Below are 16,434 nucleotides of genomic sequence, written 5' to 3'. Positions count from 1 at the left end.
TCTTTGCCACTATCGCTTCGGCAGCAACAGGCTCGCGTCGCCATAGCTGTAGAAGCGATAACCTTCCCCGATCGCATGGGCATAGGCCGACTGCATGACATCGAGTCCCATCAGCGCGCTGACCAGCATGAACAGGGTCGAGCGCGGCAGGTGGAAATTGGTCATCAACCCGTCGATCGCCTTGAAGCGATAGCCCGGCGTGATGAAGATCGCGGTGTCGCCGGCAAAGGGCACGATCGTGCCGTCATCGCGCGCTGCGCTTTCGAGCAGGCGGAGGCTGGTTGTGCCGACCGCGATCACGCGTCCGCCCGCGGCGCGCACCGCATTGAGCCGCGCCGCGGTATCGACGTCGATCCGTCCCCATTCGGCGTGCATGACATGGTCTTCGGTGTCGTCGGCCTTCACCGGCAGGAAGGTGCCCGCGCCGACGTGCAGCGTCAGCGTTTCGCTCGCGACGCCCGCTGCGGCCAGTGCATCGAGCAGGCCGGGCGTGAAATGCAGCGCCGCGGTCGGCGCCGCGACCGCGCCATCCTCGCGCGCGAACATCGTCTGGTAATCGCTGCGGTCGTCCTCGTCGGTCGCGCGCTTGCCCGCGATATAGGGCGGCAGCGGCATCGTGCCGGCGCGTTCGAGCAGCACCTCGACCGGCTCGTCGCCGGCAAAGGCGAGGATGAAGCTGCCGTCGGCGAGCCGTTCCTCGGCGACCGCTTCGACCCCGGCGCCGAAATCGACGCTCTCGCCGACGCGCAGCCGCTTGGCGTTGCGAACGAACGCCTGCCAGCGGCGCAGGTCGATCCGCTTGTGCAAGGTCGCGCCAATCCTGGCGTCGCCCCGTCGCCCTTCGAGCTGTGCCGGAATGACGCGCGTGTCGTTGAAGACGAGGCAGTCGCCGGGCCGCAGCCATTTGGGCAGGTCGGCAACCCCCGCGTCAGCCATCGCGCCGCCGTCGACCACGAGCATCCGCGCCGCGTCGCGCGGCCGCGCCGGGCGGAGCGCGATGCGCTCGTTGGGCAGTTCGAAATCGAAAGCGTCGACGCGCATCGTGCGGCTCGGATCCTGGCGTGCGCGTCGCCGCGCTTACTGCTTGATCGGGGCGTTGAGCTCGTCGACGGTCACGGCGGGCGCGGGTGCAGGCACCGCTTCAACGAGCGCCGACGCCGGCGGCATCGGCTTGTTGTCGGCAGCGACCGACACCTGGACCATGCGCGACATCACTTCGGGCGGCTCGCCCTTATGGACCGCGTCGACATATTGCATGCCCGACACGACGCGGCCGAAGGCGGTGTAGCGACGGTCGAGCGAGAAGCGCGGCTGGAGCATGATGAAGAACTGGCTGTTCGCGCTGTCTTCGCTCTGCGCGCGCGCCATCGACAGCGTCCCGCGCAAATGCGGGGTCGGATTGAATTCGGCCTTCAGGTCGGGAAGCTGCGAACCACCCTGCCCCGTCGCGCTCGGATCGCCCGTCTGCGCCATGAAGCCGTCGATCACGCGGTGGAACTTGATCCCGTCATAAAAGCCCGCGCGCGCAAGCTGCTTGATGCGATCGACATGGTTCGGCGCGACATTGGGATAGAGCTGGATCACGACACGCCCGCCCGTCGAAAGGTCGAGGTTGAGCATATATTCGGGGTTGTTGATATATTGGTCGGGGGTCATCGCGGGCACCGCGGGGACTTCGGCCGCAGGGGTTGCCTCGGCGGGCGCGGGCGCGGGCGCGGTCGGCGTTTCGACCGGAGCGGGCGCGGGCGTTTCGACGGGCGGTGCCGGCTGGCTTTGCTCGGGGTTCGGGCCCGGTGCGGGCGGCGCATCCTGCGCGACGGCCGCGCCTGTGAGACCGAACACCATCGCCGTGAGAATCATGGGGCGGAAGGAAGATTTCATGCTGGATCGGCCTTTGGATAATAAACTGGATTTGCGCCCCGATGGCGCGCCCTAGCCGGAAAAAGCTGAACGCTCAATGATCGGTATCAGCGCTCGCCCTGGAGGAGCCCCCGCTCGGCGATACGGCCGACGACGGCATCGCGCACCGAGGGCGTGACGAATTTGTGGATGTCGCCGCCGAAAATCGCGATTTCCTTGACCAGCCGCGACGCGATCGGCTGAAGACTGACGTCGGCCATCAGGAAGACGGTTTCCACGCGGGCATTGAGCTGGCGGTTCATGCCCGTCAGCTGATACTCATATTCGAAATCGGTGACGCCGCGAATGCCGCGGACGACGATCGACGCGCCCTGCGCGTCGGCAAAGTCCATCAACAGCGAATTGAAACCGACGACCTCGATATTTCCTTCGATTCCCGCTACTTCGGCCCTCACCATCGCGATCCGTTCGTCATCGTCGAACAAGGGCGATTTCGCGATATTGGTGGTCACCCCGATGATCAGCCGGTCGACGAGCTTCGCACCGCGCCGGATGATGTCCATATGCCCGAGCGTGATCGGATCGAACGTCCCCGGATAAACCCCCACCCGCATCAACGGTCCCTTTCCACGACATAGCGCGCGATCGCGCGCAGCAGCGCCGCCTCTTCACCGAAACTCGACAGATGCGCGATCGCCTGTTCGACCAGCGCGGTCGCCTGTTCGCGCGCGCGCTCGATCCCCATCAAGGTGACGAAGGTCGCCTTGCCCGCCGCATCGTCCTTGTGAAGCGCCTTGCCCGCGAGATTCTCGTCGCCCGCGACGTCCATGATGTCGTCGGCGATCTGGAAGGCGAGGCCGATGTCGCGCGCATAGCCGCGTAGCGGCGTGCGCCCCTCGGCCGGGATGCGCGCGAGGATCGCGCCCGCCTCGACCGAAAAGGCGATCAGCGCCCCGGTCTTGAGCTGCTGCAGCCGGGTCACCGTCGGCAGGTCGAAATTCGACGTCTCGGCGGCGAGGTCCATCATCTGCCCGCCCGCCATGCCCGCGGGTCCCGCCGCGCGCGCGAGTTCACAGCACAGCTCGCTGCGCACGAAGGGGTCGGCGCTCGTCAGCGGGTCGCACAGCCATTCGAACGCGAGCGCATGGAGCGAATCGCCCGCGAGCACCGCCGTCGCCTCGTTGAAGGCCTTGTGCACCGTCGGCTTGCCGCGGCGCACATCGTCATCGTCCATGCACGGCAAATCGTCGTGGATCAGCGAATAGACGTGCATCGCCTCGACCGCCGCGCCGACGCGCAGGCTGAGCGCGCGGTCGACGTGGAACAGGTCGCCCGCCGCGCGCACCAGCAGCGGGCGCAGCCTTTTGCCCCCCGCGATCGCGGCATGGCGCATCGCTTCATAGAGCGGCCCGCGCGGGTCGGCAGGGATGGTCAACAGCTGGTCGAACAGCCGGTCGATCCCTTCGGCCACCTCGGACTGCGCGCTCAGGAGCAATTGCGTTCCGCGCGAAATTTCGCTGTCGACGGACGCCATCGCGGATCAGCTTTCGCCGAAGGGCGTGGTTCCGGCGGGCCGGCCGTCGGCGCCGAGGCTGACCTGCTCGATCCGCGCCTGCGCGGCGGCGAGCCGCGCTTCGCAATGGCCGCGCAGTGCATGGCCGCGTTCATAGAGCGTCACCGATTCCTCAAGGCTGACATCGCCGCTTTCGAGCCGCCGCACGATCGTCTCGAGCTCGCCCATCGCGGCTTCGAACGAGAGCGAGGCGATGTCGGCGGCGGCGGTTTCGGGGGTGTCCGTCATGCGCCTTGCTTTGGCCCCTTCGCCCCCCCGCGGTCAAGTGCGGTCGCGCTTGACGTCATCCCGCGCCGCGATAGGCTCGCGCCATGTTCATCGGCCACTTCGCCCCGGCGCTGATCGCGGCGGCCCGCCCCCGCGCCGCGGGGCTCGGAACGCTGTTCGTCGCCGCGCAGCTCGTCGACATCGGCTTTGCCGTGCTGCTGGTCCCGGGGATCGAGGCGATGCAGATCGTCCCCGGCATCACCGCGATGAACCCGATGGACCTCCATCACATGCCTTACACGCACAGCCTGCTCGGGACATTGGTCTGGGCGGCGCTTTTCGGCGTGATCGTCTGGTTCGCGACGAAACGGAAAGAGGCGGCGATCGGCGCCGCGCTGGTGGTCGCCTCGCACTGGTTCATCGACCTTGCCGTCCATATCCCCGACCTCACGCTTTACGGCGCACCGCCAAAGCTCGGGCTCGGCCTCTGGAATCACCCTCTGATCGCCATGCCGCTCGAAGTGCTGCTGATCGGCGGCGCTTTCCTTTATTATCTGCGCCGCACCGAAGCCCCGCACGGCGACCGGCGGCTGTGGGTGCTCGCGGGGCTGCTCGTCTTCGCGCAGGCGGTCGACTGGTTCGGGCCGAAGGAGCCCGCCTATTCGCTCGCCATCCCCGCGACGATGCTTTTTGCCTATGCGCTGCTCGCCGGCACTGCGGCATGGGCGGGCGCAAACCGGCGAATCTCAATCCGCTGAACCCGTTCGTTCGGCGCAATCGCGCTTCTGTTTTTTGCAATTGCTGGCGCGCGTACCGCGCGTCATGCTGCACCGCACAAGAAGAGAGGGGCTCGAAGGCAAGTTTTGTTTTTTAGACAAGGACTTGCATCATGAAAAATTACATTCTCCCCGCCCTCGGCCTGCTCGCGCTGGCGCCGACCGCCGCGCTTGCGCAGGACGACGCCACCAAGCGTTTCGAGCATGAAGGCGCGACCTACAGCTACACCGTGACCAAGGTGGGCGACACGCGCGTGATCAGCGGCGTCGAGGAACGCACCGGCAAGCCGTTCACGCTCCGCGTCGGCCAGCACCGCGTCCGCGGCACCGTCGGCTCGCAGCAGGTGAGCTTCGCACTGCGCGACGTCGAACCGCTCGTGAAGCCTGCGGCCACGCTCGCCTCGCGCTAATCCGTCTCTCCGACCGCAGACCCCATGATGTTTTCGCATCATGGGGTCTGTTCGTTTTGCGCCCAGCAAGAGCTTCCCCTCCCGAATTGGAAACGCCGTGATCGCGCCGGGGCGTTCGCTGGCAAGGAGCGGAGCGCCGCGCGGGCTGGTAGCCCGTGCAAGCGCCGCGACGCCGTCCAGGGAGCGCCCCGGCGCGACCCCGGAGGGGCGGGCCGATTTTGACCCATTGCGGCGTTGCTCGTCGGTCACAATGCAGCGACATTGCTCCCTCCTCGCGCCTTGCACTGGGGCAAAATCGACTCCGTCACGGCGCTTCCAATTCGGGAGGGGAAGCTCTAAAGGCGCGCCATGACTCAGCAAGCGCCCGCCATCACCCCCGAAATCGTCGCCGAGCACGGCCTTTCGCCCGAGGAATATGATCGCGTCCTGAACGCGATCGGGCGTGAGCCGAACCTTGTCGAGCTCGGCATCTTCTCGGTCATGTGGTCGGAGCATTGCAGCTATAAAAGCTCGCGCCTCCACTTGAAGAAACTGCCGACCGAGGCGCCATGGGTGATCTGCGGTCCCGGCGAAAATGCCGGCGTCATCGACATCGGCGAAGGGCCGGACGGCAAGAAGCTCGCCGCGATCTTCAAGATGGAGAGCCACAACCACCCGTCGTATATCGAACCCTATCAGGGCGCGGCGACCGGGGTCGGCGGCATCCTCCGCGACGTCTTCACCATGGGCGCGCGCCCCGTCGCGAACCTCAATGCGCTGCGTTTCGGCCGCCCCGACCATCCGAAGATGAAGCATCTCATTTCGGGCGTCGTTCACGGCATCGGCGGCTATGGCAATTGCGTCGGCGTTCCGACCGTCGGCGGCGAGGTCAATTTCCACAAGGCCTATGACGGCAATATCCTCGTCAACGCGATGACCGTCGGCGTCGCCGAGCAGGACAAGATCTTCTATTCGGCCGCCTCCGGCGTCGGCAATCCGATCGTCTATGTCGGGTCGAAGACCGGCCGCGACGGCATCCATGGCGCGACGATGGCGTCGGCGGACTTCGGCGAGGATGCCGAGGAAAAGCGCCCGACCGTCCAAGTCGGCGATCCCTTCACCGAAAAACTGCTGATCGAGGCATGCCTCGAACTGATGGCGTCGGACGCGATCGTCGCGATCCAGGACATGGGCGCCGCGGGCCTCACCTCCTCGTCGGTCGAGATGGCGTCGAAGGGCGGCGTCGGTCTCCACCTCAAGATGGACGATGTGCCGCAGCGCGAAACCGGCATGACGGCGTATGAGATGATGCTGTCGGAATCGCAGGAACGCATGCTGATGGTCCTGAAGCCCGGCAAGGAAGAGTTTGCGAAAGCGATCTTCCACAAATGGGAACTCGACTTCGCGGTCATCGGCACCGTCACCGATACGGGGCGCATGGTGCTCGAACATCATGGCGAGATCGTCTGCGACATCCCGCTCGCGCCGCTCGCCGACGACGCGCCGCTCTATGATCGCCCGCACGTGCCGACGCCGAAGCAGGCCGAGCTGACGAACGTCCCCGAGACGAAGGACGTCGCCGCCGACCTCAAGACATTGATGGGCACCCCCGATATCGCCAGCCGCCGCTGGATTTACGAGCAATATGACAGCCAGGTCGGCGGCGACACGCTGCAGATCGGCGGCGACGCCGCGCTCGTCCGCATCCACGGCACCAATCGCGCGCTCGCGATGTCGACCGACTGCACCCCGCGCTATTGCTACGCCGACCCCGTCGAGGGCGGCAAGCAGGCGGTCGCCGAAACCTGGCGCAACATCAGCGCGGTCGGTGCGACCCCGCTCGCGATCACCAACTGCCTCAATTTCGCCAACCCGCAGCGCCCCGAAATCATGGGGCAGATCACGGGCTGCCTCGACGGCATGGCGCAGGCCTGCCGCGCGCTCGACTATCCGATCGTGTCGGGCAACGTCAGCCTCTATAACGAGAGCAAGGCAACCGGCGGCGGCAGTGCGATCCTGCCGACCCCCGCGATCGGCGGCGTCGGCGTGATCGAGGATCTGAACCGCGCGGTCGGCATCGGCTTCAAGCGCACCGGCGACATCGTTCTCGCGGTCGGCGAACGCGCCGGCCACCTCGGCCAGTCGGTGTGGCTGCGCGAAATCCTCGGCCGCGAGGAAGGCCCGCCGCCGCCCGTCGACCTGCGCGCCGAAAAGCGCACCGGCGATTTCATCCGCAAGGCGATCAACGCCGGCTGGATCACGGCGTGCCACGACGTCTCCGACGGCGGCATGGCGGTGACGCTCGCCGAAATGGCCTTGAAGTCGAACATCGGCGTGCTCGTCAGCGAAGAACAGCCGTTCGGCGTCGCCGAAAGCTTCTTCGGCGAGGATCAGGGGCTTTACCTCGTGACGGTGTGCGATACGTGCCTCGCCGATTTCCTCGACGCCGCGGGCCGCGCCGACGTGCCGGTCGACCCGGTCGGCCGCACGATCAAGGACCGTATCGTCTTCGAACTGGAGGGCAGCGACCATCAGGTGACGCTCGCCGAACTGCGCGAGGCACATGAAGGCTTCTTCCCGAACCTGATGGGCGCCGACGCGGCGCTCGCCTGATGCGGCGCGCGCTCGTCGCACTCGCGCTGCTGACGACCGCCCTGCCCGTTCAGGCCGCGCCCCGCACGGTCACATCACCGCAGCAACTGCCCGCCGACCATGCGCGGCCGCGCATCTTTCTGGGCGGCAGCATCGACATGGGCCGCGCGGTCGACTGGCAGGCCGAGCTGGTGAAATCGCTCGGCGACCTCGACGTCGTCTTTCTCAATCCGCGGCGCCCAGATTGGAACCGGGCATGGAAGCCCGTCGCGGAGGAGCCCGAATTTCGCCGCCAGGTCGAATGGGAATTGGGTGCGCTCGAATCGGCCGACATCATCGTGATGTATTTCGCCCCGGGATCGCAAAGCCCGGTCAGCCTGCTCGAGATGGGCCTCCATGCGCGCGGCGGAAAATTGATCCTGCTTTGCCCCGAGGGCTTTTGGCGCAAGGGCAATGTCGATATCACGGCGGCACGCTATGGCGTCGAACAGGTCGCGACGATGGACGAACTCGCCGCGGCGGTGCGGCGCCGGGTGGCAAACTGGACGCCGCCGGAAACACCGGCCAGGGAGTGACGAGCCGATGAGCATCCATGTCGGAATCGGGGGCTGGACCTTCGAACCTTGGCGCGGAACCTTCTACCCGCCCAAACACCCGCAAAAACGCGAACTCGAATATGCCGGCCAGCATCTGACCGGGATCGAGATCAACGGCACCTATTATGGCAGCCAGAAGCCCGAGAGCTTTGCCAATTGGGCCGCTTCTGTCCCCGACGGCTTCCGGTTCAGCGTCAAGGCGTCACGTTTCACCACGAACCGCAAGATATTGGCCGAGGGTGCGGCGTCGATCGAGAAATTCCTGACGCAGGGGCTGACGCGGCTCGGTGACCGGCTCGGCCCGATCCACTGGCAGTTCATGGCGACGAAGAAGTTCGACCGCGACGATTTCGCGGGCTTCCTCGACCTGCTTCCCGACACGCAGGACGGCCTCAAGCTGCGCCACGCGATCGAGGTCCGGCACGAAAGCTTCCGCGACCCGGCCTTCATCGACATGCTACGCGAACGCAACATGGCGGTCGTCTACGCCGACAGCGACGAATTCCCGTGCATCGACGAACAGACCGCCGACTTCACCTATGCGCGGCTCCAGCGCAGCCAGGAGGATGTCGAAACCGGCTATGACGCCAAGGCGCTCGATCATTGGGCCAAGCGCGCCCAAGATTGGGCGAAAGGCGACCGCGACGTCTATATCTTCTTCATCTCGGGCGCGAAGGTCCGCAACCCCGCGGCCGCGCAGGCGCTGATCGCCAGACTCGCCTGACCGGCGTCACCGATCGCCAATGACCGGGGGTTGCAGATTGCTTTTCCCCCACTCGCACAGCGGCGTCAGCGCTTCGTTGAGCGATGCCCCCAGCGGCGTAACCGAATAGTCGACGCGCGGCGGGACCTGATGGAACATCTCGCGGTGGACAAGGCCGTCGGCCTCCATCTCGCGCAATTGCTGGATCAGCATCTTTTCGCTGATCCCGGCGATGCGGCGCTTGAGGGCGCCGAAGCGCACGGGCGCGCCATGAAGCTCCCAGAGAATCAGCGCCTTCCACTTGCCGCCGATGATCCCGAACACCGGCCCAAGGCCGTCATTATAGGGCTGGTTACGTGTCGTCATGATCGCCAATCCTAACCAAAAGGTAAGTATATGACAAAATAGTAGGTAGTTGATCAATGGAAAGTATAGCGCCACCCCCTTTCGTCAACAAGTGCGGCAACCGTGCCGCGCCCCATGCGAAAGGATCGGCCGAAATGACCGAAAAATTGCTCATTCTTGTCGGAAGCCCGCGCCGCAACGGCAACAGCGCGACGCTTGCCGAGGCCGTCCGCCGCGGCGCCGAGGCGGCGGGCAGCGAGGTCGCACTGCGATTTCTGGACGACCATCTTTCGGGGTTCCTGCGCGATTGCCGTACATGCCGCCGCGCCGACGGCGAATGCGCGATCGACGACCCCTATCGCGCCCTCTTCTTCGACGAGTTCTTGCCCGCGCGCGGGGTGATTTTCTGCTCGCCCATCTATTGGTATGGCGTGTCCGCGCAGGTGAAGGCGTTCTTCGACCGCAGCTTCTGCTATTATGCGGCCTCCTATCCGGGGTCGAAAGACGCGCTTGCGGCGATGGCGCGCAAGCGGCTCGGGCTGGTGCTGGCGTCGGAGGAGACCTATCCCGGTGTGGCGCTGGGCATCGTCCACCAGCTTCAGGAATTTTCCCGCTACTCGGGCTCGGACTTTGTCGGTGTGGTGCGCGGCGCCGGCAACAGCCGCGGCGAAGTGCGTCACGATCCGACAAACCCGGTCGCCGACGCCGAGCGCCTCGGCCGCGAGATATTTTCCCGGTCCTATTCGGACTATCGGCTGGAAACGCCGCGCAGTCCGCGTGTCTGGCCGGAAAGCGCAAGCTGAGCGCCGGGTCGCCCGGCGCCCGGTGGGTCCCCGGCTTTCGCCGGGGACCAGCTCAGGCCATCGCGGCCTTTGCCGCGAGGAAATTATACGGATCGATCCCGCGGCTGCGATAGGCACGATGCGCTTCCTGATAGAGCGTCGGCTCGCCGATGCCGAGGCGCGCGCGCGCGGCTTCGAGCGGCTCGGCGAGCAGCGAGCGGATATCCTGCTCGATGATCGCCTTGGCCGCCTTGCCGTGGCGCTGGCCCTGGCGGATCGCGCCCATAACCGGCGCATCGCTCTTGACGCCGCGCTTCACTTCGTAACCACCGGCATAGGCGATGAAGAAATTGCCGTAATTGCCGGTCTGGCCATAGGTGAAGCCGAGCACGCACTGTTCGCCGAGCGCGTCGCGGCCATAGCCGGTCAGGATGTGGAACAGGTCGTGCGTGTCGCGCAGGCGGTTCGAATACCATTGCACCTGGTCGTCATATTGCACGCGGCCCATCTTGTCGCTTTCGGCGACGAGGCCCGCGGCCGACAGGCCTTCGCGGCGCATGAAGGTCACATAGGCATGGCCGACGCTGCCCTCGGGCAGTTCGTCGATCCACGCATGGTCGTCGAGCAGGTCGGGCAGATAGGGTTCGCGCTCCATCAGCTTCTGCCCGAAATCGCTTGTCACGAACGCGCGCGCGTCGTCCATGAAACCCTTGCGCGGCAAATTCTCAAAGATGTGGAACACCTGTTCGGTGTCTTCCTTGTCCTTGATGAGCTTGCGGAAGTGCGCGAACGCCTTGAACGGACGGAACTTCTGCGGCTGGCGGTCGGGGTGGGAGAAGATGGTGGGGGTCATGGGTCGTTCCCGTTCGAATCATCTGATGCTGGTGAAATAGCATTACTGACATAGATGTCAATAGGAGGTTAAAGCGCTGGACGGATCGATGCCCCGGCCGTTATATGCGAATAATACAGTGGAGGGGCGATATGCGCGAAGATGGACAAGTTGCGGGCGAACGCCTCGTCACCCTCGACGCGCTGCGCGGCTTTGCGGTGATGGGCATTTTGGCGATGAACGTCGTCGCCTTTGCGATGCCCGAAATGGCCTATGTCTCGCCGCGCGCCTATGGCGGCGAGACGCCGTCCGACATCGCCGCCTGGGCGCTGGGCTTCCTGCTGTTCGACGGCAAGATGCGCGGGCTCTTCTCGATCCTGTTCGGGGCGAGCATGCTCTTGATCATCGATCGCGCCGAAGCAAGCGGCCAGAACCCCGGATCGGTGCATTATCGCCGCATGGCGTGGCTCGCGGTCTTCGGCCTCTGCCATTATTTCTTCATCTGGTGGGGCGACATCTTGTTCCTCTATGCCGCAGTCGGCTGCATCGCCTTCCGCTTTCGCGCGTGGGAGGCGCGCCGCCTGATCAAATGGGCGCTCGGCCTCTTCACCCTCGGCGTCGTGCTGACCTCGCTGTTCTTCGGTGCGCAGCTTGCGATCGCCAGCGCCGCCGACGACCCCGCCTCGCCGATGGCCGAGGCGGGGCGCGACGTCCGCGCCGAATATGCCAAGATCGACGGCGAGGTGACCGAGGAGCTCGCGCTCTATCGCGGCCCCTATCTGCCGATCCTGGACTCGCGGCTCGACAGCGCGGTCAATCCGTTCGTCGGCGTGCTGATGACGATGCTCGAAACGCTGCCGCTGATGATGCTTGGCATGGCGCTGTTCCGCAACGGCTTCCTGACGGGCGCGTGGGCGGCGGCCGATTACCGGCGGATGGCGTGGCGCTGGCTGCCGCCCGGCGTGGCGTTGACGCTGCTCGTCGGCTGGCTCCAGTGGCGATCGGGCTTCGACTATCTCGTCGGCGTCAACGCCTTCATGGCGTGGGCGGGGCCGGGACGGCTGATGATGACGATCGCCTATGCCGCACTGCTGGTGCTGTTGATCCAGCGTGCAAGCGCCAGCGCGGGCATCGCGCGCGTCGCCGCCGCGGGGCGCGCCGCCTTCTCCAACTATCTCGGCACCAGCATCGTGATGACGACGATCTTCTACGGCTATGGCGTCGGGCTGTTCGGCGATGTCGGCCGCTGGACGCTCTACCTGTTCTGCATCGGCATGTGGGCCGTCATGCTGCTGTGGTCAAAGCCGTGGCTCGAACGCTTCCGCTATGGGCCGCTCGAATGGCTATGGCGCAGCCTCGCGCGCGGCACGCTCCAGCCGATGCGGAAAGCATGATTTCTTTCCGACCGACGTCGGAAACGGCACCGGCCGCCTCAGCTTCGATTCATCGAAGCAGCCAATAATCTTCAGTAGCCGACGGCGCGTCCGAAACCTGCCGGACGACGCTGGACGAGCGGGTTTGCTTCGCGCTCGAGCGCGCCGAGCGTTTCCTCGAACAGCCGGCGCAATTCGACGACGCGCGGCAGATATTCTTCGGGGCTGGTCTGGCTTTCGACGCAGCGCCGCGCGAACATCTCGATATCTTCGGACAGCGCACCGAGTTTTTCGCCGCCGAACTGGCGCGCTTCGCTCTTCAGCGTGTGCGCGGGCATCACGAGGCCGCGCGCATCGCGGGCACGCATCGCCTCTTCGATCGCGGCAACCGATTTGGTGCCATCTTCACGAAAATAGCCGAGAATACGCACAAACGCCGCGCCCAACTGGGTGCGCGTCGCGCGAAACTCATCCCAATCGACCAGGATTTCGTCCAATGCTTTCGTCCCTTGGTGTTCAAATTCGGCCGTGGTCCCACCCGGTCCATGCCGAGTTTGGGTAAAAAAGACGTTACGGTGTCAGCCGCCGTGTGCGCGAAGCCGTCCCGCTTTGGATCAGCGCCGGACGCGCCAGCGCCCTTCGCCGGCGTCGGTCGCGCCGTCCTCGACCAGCCAGCCATGCTCGCCGGCAAGCGCCGCGACCTCGCGCCCCGCCTGCGGGTCGTCGGCGATCAGCAGCACGTCCGACGCATCGCGCATCGCGCGCGCCAGCCTGAGTGCTGGCCAGGGGCAACGCATCCCGCGCGCATCGACGACCAGCGTCGATGCGTCACTCATCGTAGGGATTGCGCGAATTGCGGAAATTGAGGCGCACCGGAACGCCCTGGAATCCCAGTTCCTTGCGCATGCCGTTGACCAGATAGCGTTCATAGCTGCCCGGCAGCGCATCGGTGCGCGTCCCGAACACGACGAAGGTCGGCGGCCGCGTGCGCGCCTGCGTGATATAGCGCAGCTTGATGCGCTTGCCCCCGGGCGCCGGCGGCGGATTATTCTCGACCGCCCCCTCGAACCAGCGGTTGAGCCGCGCGGTCGACACGCGGTTGGTCCAGATTTCACGTTGCTCGAACGCAACACGGACCAGCGTGTCGATGCCCTTGCCCGTCGCGCCCGAGATGCTGAGCACCGGCACGCCCTTGACCTGGCTGAGCCCATCGTCGAGCGCCGTGCGCACGCCGTTGAACAGCGACGAGGGATCTTCGGCGATATCCCATTTGTTGAGCGCGACGATCAGCGCGCGGCCTTCCTGGAGCACCTTGTCGGCGATGCGTAGGTCCTGTGCTTCCAGCCCCTTGGTGGCGTCGAGCAGCAGCACGACGACCTCGGCAAAATCGACCGCATGGAGCGCGTCGGCAACCGACAGTTTCTCGAGCTTGTCGACCACCTTGGCGCGCTTGCGCATCCCCGCGGTGTCGAACAGCTGGATCTCGTGGATCTCGCCATCCTTTTCCCATTGCCAGTCGACGCGAATCGAATCGCGCGTGATCCCGGCCTCCGGCCCGGTGATCAGGCGATCCTCGCCGATCATCCGGTTGATCAGCGTCGACTTGCCCGCGTTCGGGCGGCCGACGATAGCGAGCTTCATCGGGCCGAGCGGGGCGTCCTCGTCTTCCTCGCCCTCGACGGGCGGCGGCAGAGCTTCGGCTTCGGCCGCATCATAGGCCTCGACGATCGGACGCAGCGCATCGAACAGGTCGACGACGCCCTCGCCATGCTCGGCGCTGAGTGCGATCGGATTGTCGAAGCCGAGCGAATAGCTTTCCATCAGGCCATTCTCGCCCTGCTTCCCCTCGGCCTTGTTGACGAGGAGGATGATCGGCGTGTCCTCGCTACGCAGCCAGCGCGCGATTTCCTCGTCGAGCGGGGTCACCCCGGCGCGGCCGTCGATCATGAACAGGGCGGCGTCGGCCTCGCGCACTGCCTTTTCGGTCTGCACGCGCATCCGGCCGGGCAGCGTCGCGGCGTCATAATCCTCGAAACCCGCCGTATCGACGATACGGAATTCGAGCCCGAGCAGCTTGCCGTCGCCCTCGCGCCGGTCGCGCGTTACGCCGGGCTGGTCATCGACGAGCGCGAGGCGCTTGCCGACAAGCCGGTTGAACAGCGTCGATTTGCCCACATTGGGCCGGCCGACAATGGCAATCGTCGCGAATCGCGACATGTCCCTATTCCTACACCGGGCCGCCCCGGCCCGGACGCCGTATCAGCGCCAGGCCGTGATCTGCCCGTCGTCCGCGAGGACGTACAAAATATTGTTCGCAACCACCGGGGGCTGCGACAGCGACGATTTGAATTCGGTCGACCCGAGCAGCGATCCGTCGGTCGGCGAAAACTCGGAAAGCGTCCCTTCGCTGTTGACCGCGATCAGGCGGCCGCCCGCGAGGATCGGCCCGGTCCAGCGGATCGGGTCCTTTTTCTTCTTTTCGGTTTCGACGCGAAAGCGCGCGAGCTGCTGCATCCAGCGCACCTTGCCGTTCGAGCGCGACACGCACAGCAATTTGCCGTCGTCGGTCATCGCATAGACCCACTCGCCCACGACATAGGGGGTCGAGATGCCCGCGATCGAGATTTCCCAGCTGCGCTGGCCGGTGACGAGCTCATAGCTTGCCATGCGGCCGCCCTGGCCGAGCGCGAAGACGCGGCCGCGGTCGACGACCGGGTCGGCGTCGACGTCGGTGAGCGTCGACACCGACAGCGCCATCGACGTGCGCGCGAGTGCGTCTTCCCAAAGGTCGCGGCCGTTTTCGTAGCGATAGGCCTGGACCTCGCCCGACGAATAGCCGGCGACGATCGTCCCCTGCCCCGCCGCGGGCGACGCCGCACCGAACACGCTGCCCGGTTCCATCGACGCCGTCGCCTGCCACTGCACCGCGCCGGTCGCGGCATTGAGCGCGAAAATCTGGTTGTCCTGGCTGATCACATAGACGCCGCCAAAGGCAATCGTCGGGGCGCCGCGCAGCGGGCCCGCGGGCTTGACCTTCCAGATCACCGATCCGTCGGCGACGTTCAGCGCCGCGACGTCACCGACGCCGCTGGTCGCATAGACGACATTGCCGTCGACGCCGGCACCGCCGCCGAACAGCGACGCCTTGAAATCCTTGCCCTCGCTGCCGATCGGCGTGCGCCAGAGCGGCGCGCCCGTGTCGGCGGAAAGAGCGGTCACGACGGCGTCGGTATCGACGACGAACAGGCGATTGTCGGCGACGACCGGCGACGCGGCGAGGCGCTGCTTGTTGGTGCTGCCGGCGATATTCGCCTGCCACAATTTGCTGCGCGTCGCGGCGAGCGCGGGATGGCCCATCGACTTCGACGCATTGCCGCCCGATTGCGCCCATGCGGCGTTGACCGCGGGTTCGGGCAGCACCACCGCGATTTCCGCGGTCACCGGATCGACCTTGACGCTGTTGTCGTTCGACAGGATCGACACGCGGTCGCCGACCGTCGGCGTCTTCGGCCCGCCGTCGCCTTTCAACACGCCGCAACCGGCGAGCGGCAGCGCGATCAGCGCCGCATAGAGTCCGTAACGCGATGTCCGCATATTATTTGGCTTCCTCAGCTTTTCCGGCTGCCGCTGCCTTCGGCGCAGCACTGCCTTTCTGGTCCCCGGCGGCGCTTGGCGCCGCCTTTTGTTCGGTTGCGGCGCTTTCGGCCGCCTTGTCTGCAACGGCGTCGACGCCGAGCATCCCCGCCATCTGCACCGATCGCGATTGCAGCGACTTGGCGACGCCCGGCAATTTGGCGATGCGGCCGTACAGCGCGCCGGCCTGGTCGAACTGGCCGAGCTGGTAATGCGCGGTGGCCGACAGTTCGGCCGCGCTGGCGAACCAGCTCGACGCCGGATCCTTGGCGTCGACCATCGGCTTCAGGCGCGCGATCACCGCTTCGGGCTTCAGCGTGTCATATTCGAACGCGGTCTGGCGGATGAGCGCGAGGTCGCGCAGCGACTGGTCGAGCTTCGTGTCGGCCGCGACCTTCGCCATCAACGCAGCGGCAGCCTTCAGGTCGCCGGTCTGCGCCTTGATGTTCGCTTCCTGCATCTGCGCGACGGCGCGATAGGCAGGATTGCCCTCGGCAGCGAGCTTCTGGAGTTCGGTGGTGGCGGCGCGCGGCTGGTTCGTTCCCAGCTTTTCAAAGGCTGCGATCAGCTCTTCGGCCTGTTCGCCGCGCGCGGCGTCCTGCCGGTGACCCCAGAAAAGATAGCCGCCGAACGCGAGCAGCGCGGCGAGGACACCGCCGAGAATCCAGCGGCCATAGCGCTGCATGATCGTATCGAGCTGGTCCTTGCGGACGGCTTCATCGACCTCTTGCAACAGCGCGGCGTCGTTCGTCGGGCTCAGGGCCAATCAAACC

The 16,434-nt window shown here is 65.9% G+C and carries 19 protein-coding genes; 7 read left to right on the top strand and 12 right to left on the bottom strand.

Annotated elements, in window-relative coordinates:
• Window positions 1-9 precede the first annotated feature (9 nt).
• From queA to VGN62_RS10635, 5 genes are all read right to left on the bottom strand, one after another.
• Window positions 10-1,041 carry a tRNA preQ1(34) S-adenosylmethionine ribosyltransferase-isomerase QueA gene (gene queA / locus VGN62_RS10655; protein WP_327453568.1) on the bottom strand — a complete coding sequence of 344 codons (1,032 nt, stop codon included), beginning with the start codon at window positions 1,039-1,041 and terminating at the stop codon, window positions 10-12.
• A 36-nt stretch (window positions 1,042-1,077) separates the two neighbouring features.
• Window positions 1,078-1,881 carry a peptidylprolyl isomerase gene (locus VGN62_RS10650; protein WP_327453566.1) on the bottom strand — a complete coding sequence of 268 codons (804 nt, stop codon included), beginning with the start codon at window positions 1,879-1,881 and terminating at the stop codon, window positions 1,078-1,080.
• An 86-nt stretch (window positions 1,882-1,967) separates the two neighbouring features.
• Entirely contained in the window at window positions 1,968-2,474 is a 507-nt protein-coding gene (gene coaD, locus VGN62_RS10645) for a pantetheine-phosphate adenylyltransferase (RefSeq protein WP_327453564.1), read from the bottom strand.
• Window positions 2,474-3,394, bottom strand: coding sequence for a farnesyl diphosphate synthase (locus VGN62_RS10640; protein ID WP_327453562.1), 921 nt, complete (start codon window positions 3,392-3,394; stop codon window positions 2,474-2,476). Before VGN62_RS10640 ends, coaD begins: the two co-directional genes overlap by 1 nt.
• A 6-nt stretch (window positions 3,395-3,400) precedes the next feature.
• Window positions 3,401-3,661, bottom strand: a complete 261-nt coding sequence (locus tag VGN62_RS10635; protein ID WP_327453560.1) for an exodeoxyribonuclease VII small subunit — start codon at window positions 3,659-3,661, stop codon at window positions 3,401-3,403.
• An 83-nt stretch (window positions 3,662-3,744) separates the two neighbouring features.
• On the opposite strand from VGN62_RS10635, the gene VGN62_RS10630 reads away from it, so the two are divergent.
• The 5 genes from VGN62_RS10630 to VGN62_RS10610 all read left to right on the top strand — a co-directional run bounded on the left by VGN62_RS10630 (window position 3,745) and on the right by VGN62_RS10610 (window position 8,717).
• Window positions 3,745-4,398, top strand: a complete 654-nt coding sequence (locus VGN62_RS10630; protein WP_327453558.1) for a hypothetical protein — start codon at window positions 3,745-3,747, stop codon at window positions 4,396-4,398.
• A 131-nt stretch (window positions 4,399-4,529) separates the two neighbouring features.
• Window positions 4,530-4,826: a hypothetical protein gene (locus VGN62_RS10625; protein WP_327453556.1), complete on the top strand. Its 297-nt coding sequence runs from the start codon at window positions 4,530-4,532 to the stop codon at window positions 4,824-4,826.
• Window positions 4,827-5,174: 348 nt separating this feature from the next.
• The gene (gene purL / locus VGN62_RS10620; protein WP_327453554.1) at window positions 5,175-7,418 is read left to right on the top strand and encodes a phosphoribosylformylglycinamidine synthase subunit PurL; all 2,244 of its coding nucleotides are present in this window, start codon (window positions 5,175-5,177) and stop codon (window positions 7,416-7,418) included.
• Complete coding sequence (locus VGN62_RS10615) at window positions 7,418-7,972, top strand: nucleoside 2-deoxyribosyltransferase domain-containing protein (protein WP_327453552.1); 555 nt, start codon at window positions 7,418-7,420, stop codon at window positions 7,970-7,972. The genes purL and VGN62_RS10615 overlap by 1 nt, the downstream gene beginning before the upstream one ends.
• A gap of 7 nt (window positions 7,973-7,979) precedes the next feature.
• Window positions 7,980-8,717: a DUF72 domain-containing protein gene (locus tag VGN62_RS10610; protein ID WP_327453550.1), complete on the top strand. Its 738-nt coding sequence runs from the start codon at window positions 7,980-7,982 to the stop codon at window positions 8,715-8,717.
• Between the two features lie 6 nt (window positions 8,718-8,723).
• On the opposite strand, the gene VGN62_RS10605 is transcribed toward VGN62_RS10610, so the two are convergent.
• Window positions 8,724-9,062, bottom strand: coding sequence for a helix-turn-helix domain-containing protein (locus tag VGN62_RS10605; protein ID WP_327453548.1), 339 nt, complete (start codon window positions 9,060-9,062; stop codon window positions 8,724-8,726).
• A gap of 134 nt (window positions 9,063-9,196) precedes the next feature.
• On the opposite strand from VGN62_RS10605, the gene VGN62_RS10600 reads away from it, so the two are divergent.
• Window positions 9,197-9,844 carry a flavodoxin family protein gene (locus VGN62_RS10600; RefSeq protein WP_327453546.1) on the top strand — a complete coding sequence of 216 codons (648 nt, stop codon included), beginning with the start codon at window positions 9,197-9,199 and terminating at the stop codon, window positions 9,842-9,844.
• Window positions 9,845-9,896: 52 nt separating this feature from the next.
• On the opposite strand, the gene VGN62_RS10595 is transcribed toward VGN62_RS10600, so the two are convergent.
• Complete coding sequence (locus VGN62_RS10595) at window positions 9,897-10,676, bottom strand: Coq4 family protein (RefSeq protein ID WP_327453544.1); 780 nt, start codon at window positions 10,674-10,676, stop codon at window positions 9,897-9,899.
• A gap of 131 nt (window positions 10,677-10,807) precedes the next feature.
• Between VGN62_RS10595 and VGN62_RS10590 the strand changes: the two genes are divergently transcribed.
• Entirely contained in the window at window positions 10,808-12,049 is a 1,242-nt protein-coding gene (locus VGN62_RS10590) for a DUF418 domain-containing protein (protein ID WP_327453542.1), read from the top strand.
• A gap of 71 nt (window positions 12,050-12,120) precedes the next feature.
• Here the strand turns inward: VGN62_RS10590 and VGN62_RS10585 are convergent, their stop codons facing one another.
• From VGN62_RS10585 to VGN62_RS10565, 5 genes are all read right to left on the bottom strand, one after another.
• Complete coding sequence (locus VGN62_RS10585) at window positions 12,121-12,525, bottom strand: Hpt domain-containing protein (protein WP_293648964.1); 405 nt, start codon at window positions 12,523-12,525, stop codon at window positions 12,121-12,123.
• 117 nt (window positions 12,526-12,642) lie between these two features.
• Window positions 12,643-12,864: a sulfurtransferase TusA family protein gene (locus VGN62_RS10580; protein ID WP_327453535.1), complete on the bottom strand. Its 222-nt coding sequence runs from the start codon at window positions 12,862-12,864 to the stop codon at window positions 12,643-12,645.
• Window positions 12,857-14,245 carry a ribosome biogenesis GTPase Der gene (gene der / locus VGN62_RS10575; RefSeq protein ID WP_327453533.1) on the bottom strand — a complete coding sequence of 463 codons (1,389 nt, stop codon included), beginning with the start codon at window positions 14,243-14,245 and terminating at the stop codon, window positions 12,857-12,859. Before der ends, VGN62_RS10580 begins: the two co-directional genes overlap by 8 nt.
• Before the next feature lie 42 nt (window positions 14,246-14,287).
• Window positions 14,288-15,622: a PQQ-binding-like beta-propeller repeat protein gene (locus tag VGN62_RS10570; RefSeq protein WP_327453531.1), complete on the bottom strand. Its 1,335-nt coding sequence runs from the start codon at window positions 15,620-15,622 to the stop codon at window positions 14,288-14,290.
• 1 nt (window position 15,623) lies between these two features.
• Window positions 15,624-16,427 (bottom strand): tetratricopeptide repeat protein, encoded by an 804-nt coding sequence (locus VGN62_RS10565; RefSeq protein WP_327453529.1) that lies wholly within the window; start codon window positions 16,425-16,427, stop codon window positions 15,624-15,626.
• Window positions 16,428-16,434: the final 7 nt, after the last annotated feature.

Source organism: Sphingopyxis sp., assembly GCF_035998905.1.
Taxonomy (GTDB): domain Bacteria; phylum Pseudomonadota; class Alphaproteobacteria; order Sphingomonadales; family Sphingomonadaceae; genus Sphingopyxis.
Note: the sequence above shows the minus strand (reverse complement) of the source record. Positions and strands in the feature narration are given on the sequence as shown.

Coding starts and splice junctions, on each gene's coding strand:
- VGN62_RS10650 (WP_327453566.1), bottom strand. CDS start 1,881: ATGAAATCTTCCTTCCGCCCCATGATTCTCACGGCGATGGTGTTCGGT.
- coaD (WP_327453564.1), bottom strand. CDS start 2,474: ATGCGGGTGGGGGTTTATCCGGGGACGTTCGATCCGATCACGCTCGGG.
- VGN62_RS10605 (WP_327453548.1), bottom strand. CDS start 9,062: ATGACGACACGTAACCAGCCCTATAATGACGGCCTTGGGCCGGTGTTC.
- der (WP_327453533.1), bottom strand. CDS start 14,245: ATGTCGCGATTCGCGACGATTGCCATTGTCGGCCGGCCCAATGTGGGC.
- queA (WP_327453568.1), bottom strand. CDS start 1,041: ATGCGCGTCGACGCTTTCGATTTCGAACTGCCCAACGAGCGCATCGCG.
- VGN62_RS10570 (WP_327453531.1), bottom strand. CDS start 15,622: ATGCGGACATCGCGTTACGGACTCTATGCGGCGCTGATCGCGCTGCCG.
- VGN62_RS10640 (WP_327453562.1), bottom strand. CDS start 3,394: ATGGCGTCCGTCGACAGCGAAATTTCGCGCGGAACGCAATTGCTCCTG.
- VGN62_RS10580 (WP_327453535.1), bottom strand. CDS start 12,864: ATGAGTGACGCATCGACGCTGGTCGTCGATGCGCGCGGGATGCGTTGC.
- VGN62_RS10625 (WP_327453556.1), top strand. CDS start 4,530: ATGAAAAATTACATTCTCCCCGCCCTCGGCCTGCTCGCGCTGGCGCCG.
- VGN62_RS10635 (WP_327453560.1), bottom strand. CDS start 3,661: ATGACGGACACCCCCGAAACCGCCGCCGCCGACATCGCCTCGCTCTCG.
- VGN62_RS10595 (WP_327453544.1), bottom strand. CDS start 10,676: ATGACCCCCACCATCTTCTCCCACCCCGACCGCCAGCCGCAGAAGTTC.
- VGN62_RS10610 (WP_327453550.1), top strand. CDS start 7,980: ATGAGCATCCATGTCGGAATCGGGGGCTGGACCTTCGAACCTTGGCGC.
- VGN62_RS10600 (WP_327453546.1), top strand. CDS start 9,197: ATGACCGAAAAATTGCTCATTCTTGTCGGAAGCCCGCGCCGCAACGGC.
- VGN62_RS10590 (WP_327453542.1), top strand. CDS start 10,808: ATGCGCGAAGATGGACAAGTTGCGGGCGAACGCCTCGTCACCCTCGAC.
- VGN62_RS10630 (WP_327453558.1), top strand. CDS start 3,745: ATGTTCATCGGCCACTTCGCCCCGGCGCTGATCGCGGCGGCCCGCCCC.
- VGN62_RS10615 (WP_327453552.1), top strand. CDS start 7,418: ATGCGGCGCGCGCTCGTCGCACTCGCGCTGCTGACGACCGCCCTGCCC.
- purL (WP_327453554.1), top strand. CDS start 5,175: ATGACTCAGCAAGCGCCCGCCATCACCCCCGAAATCGTCGCCGAGCAC.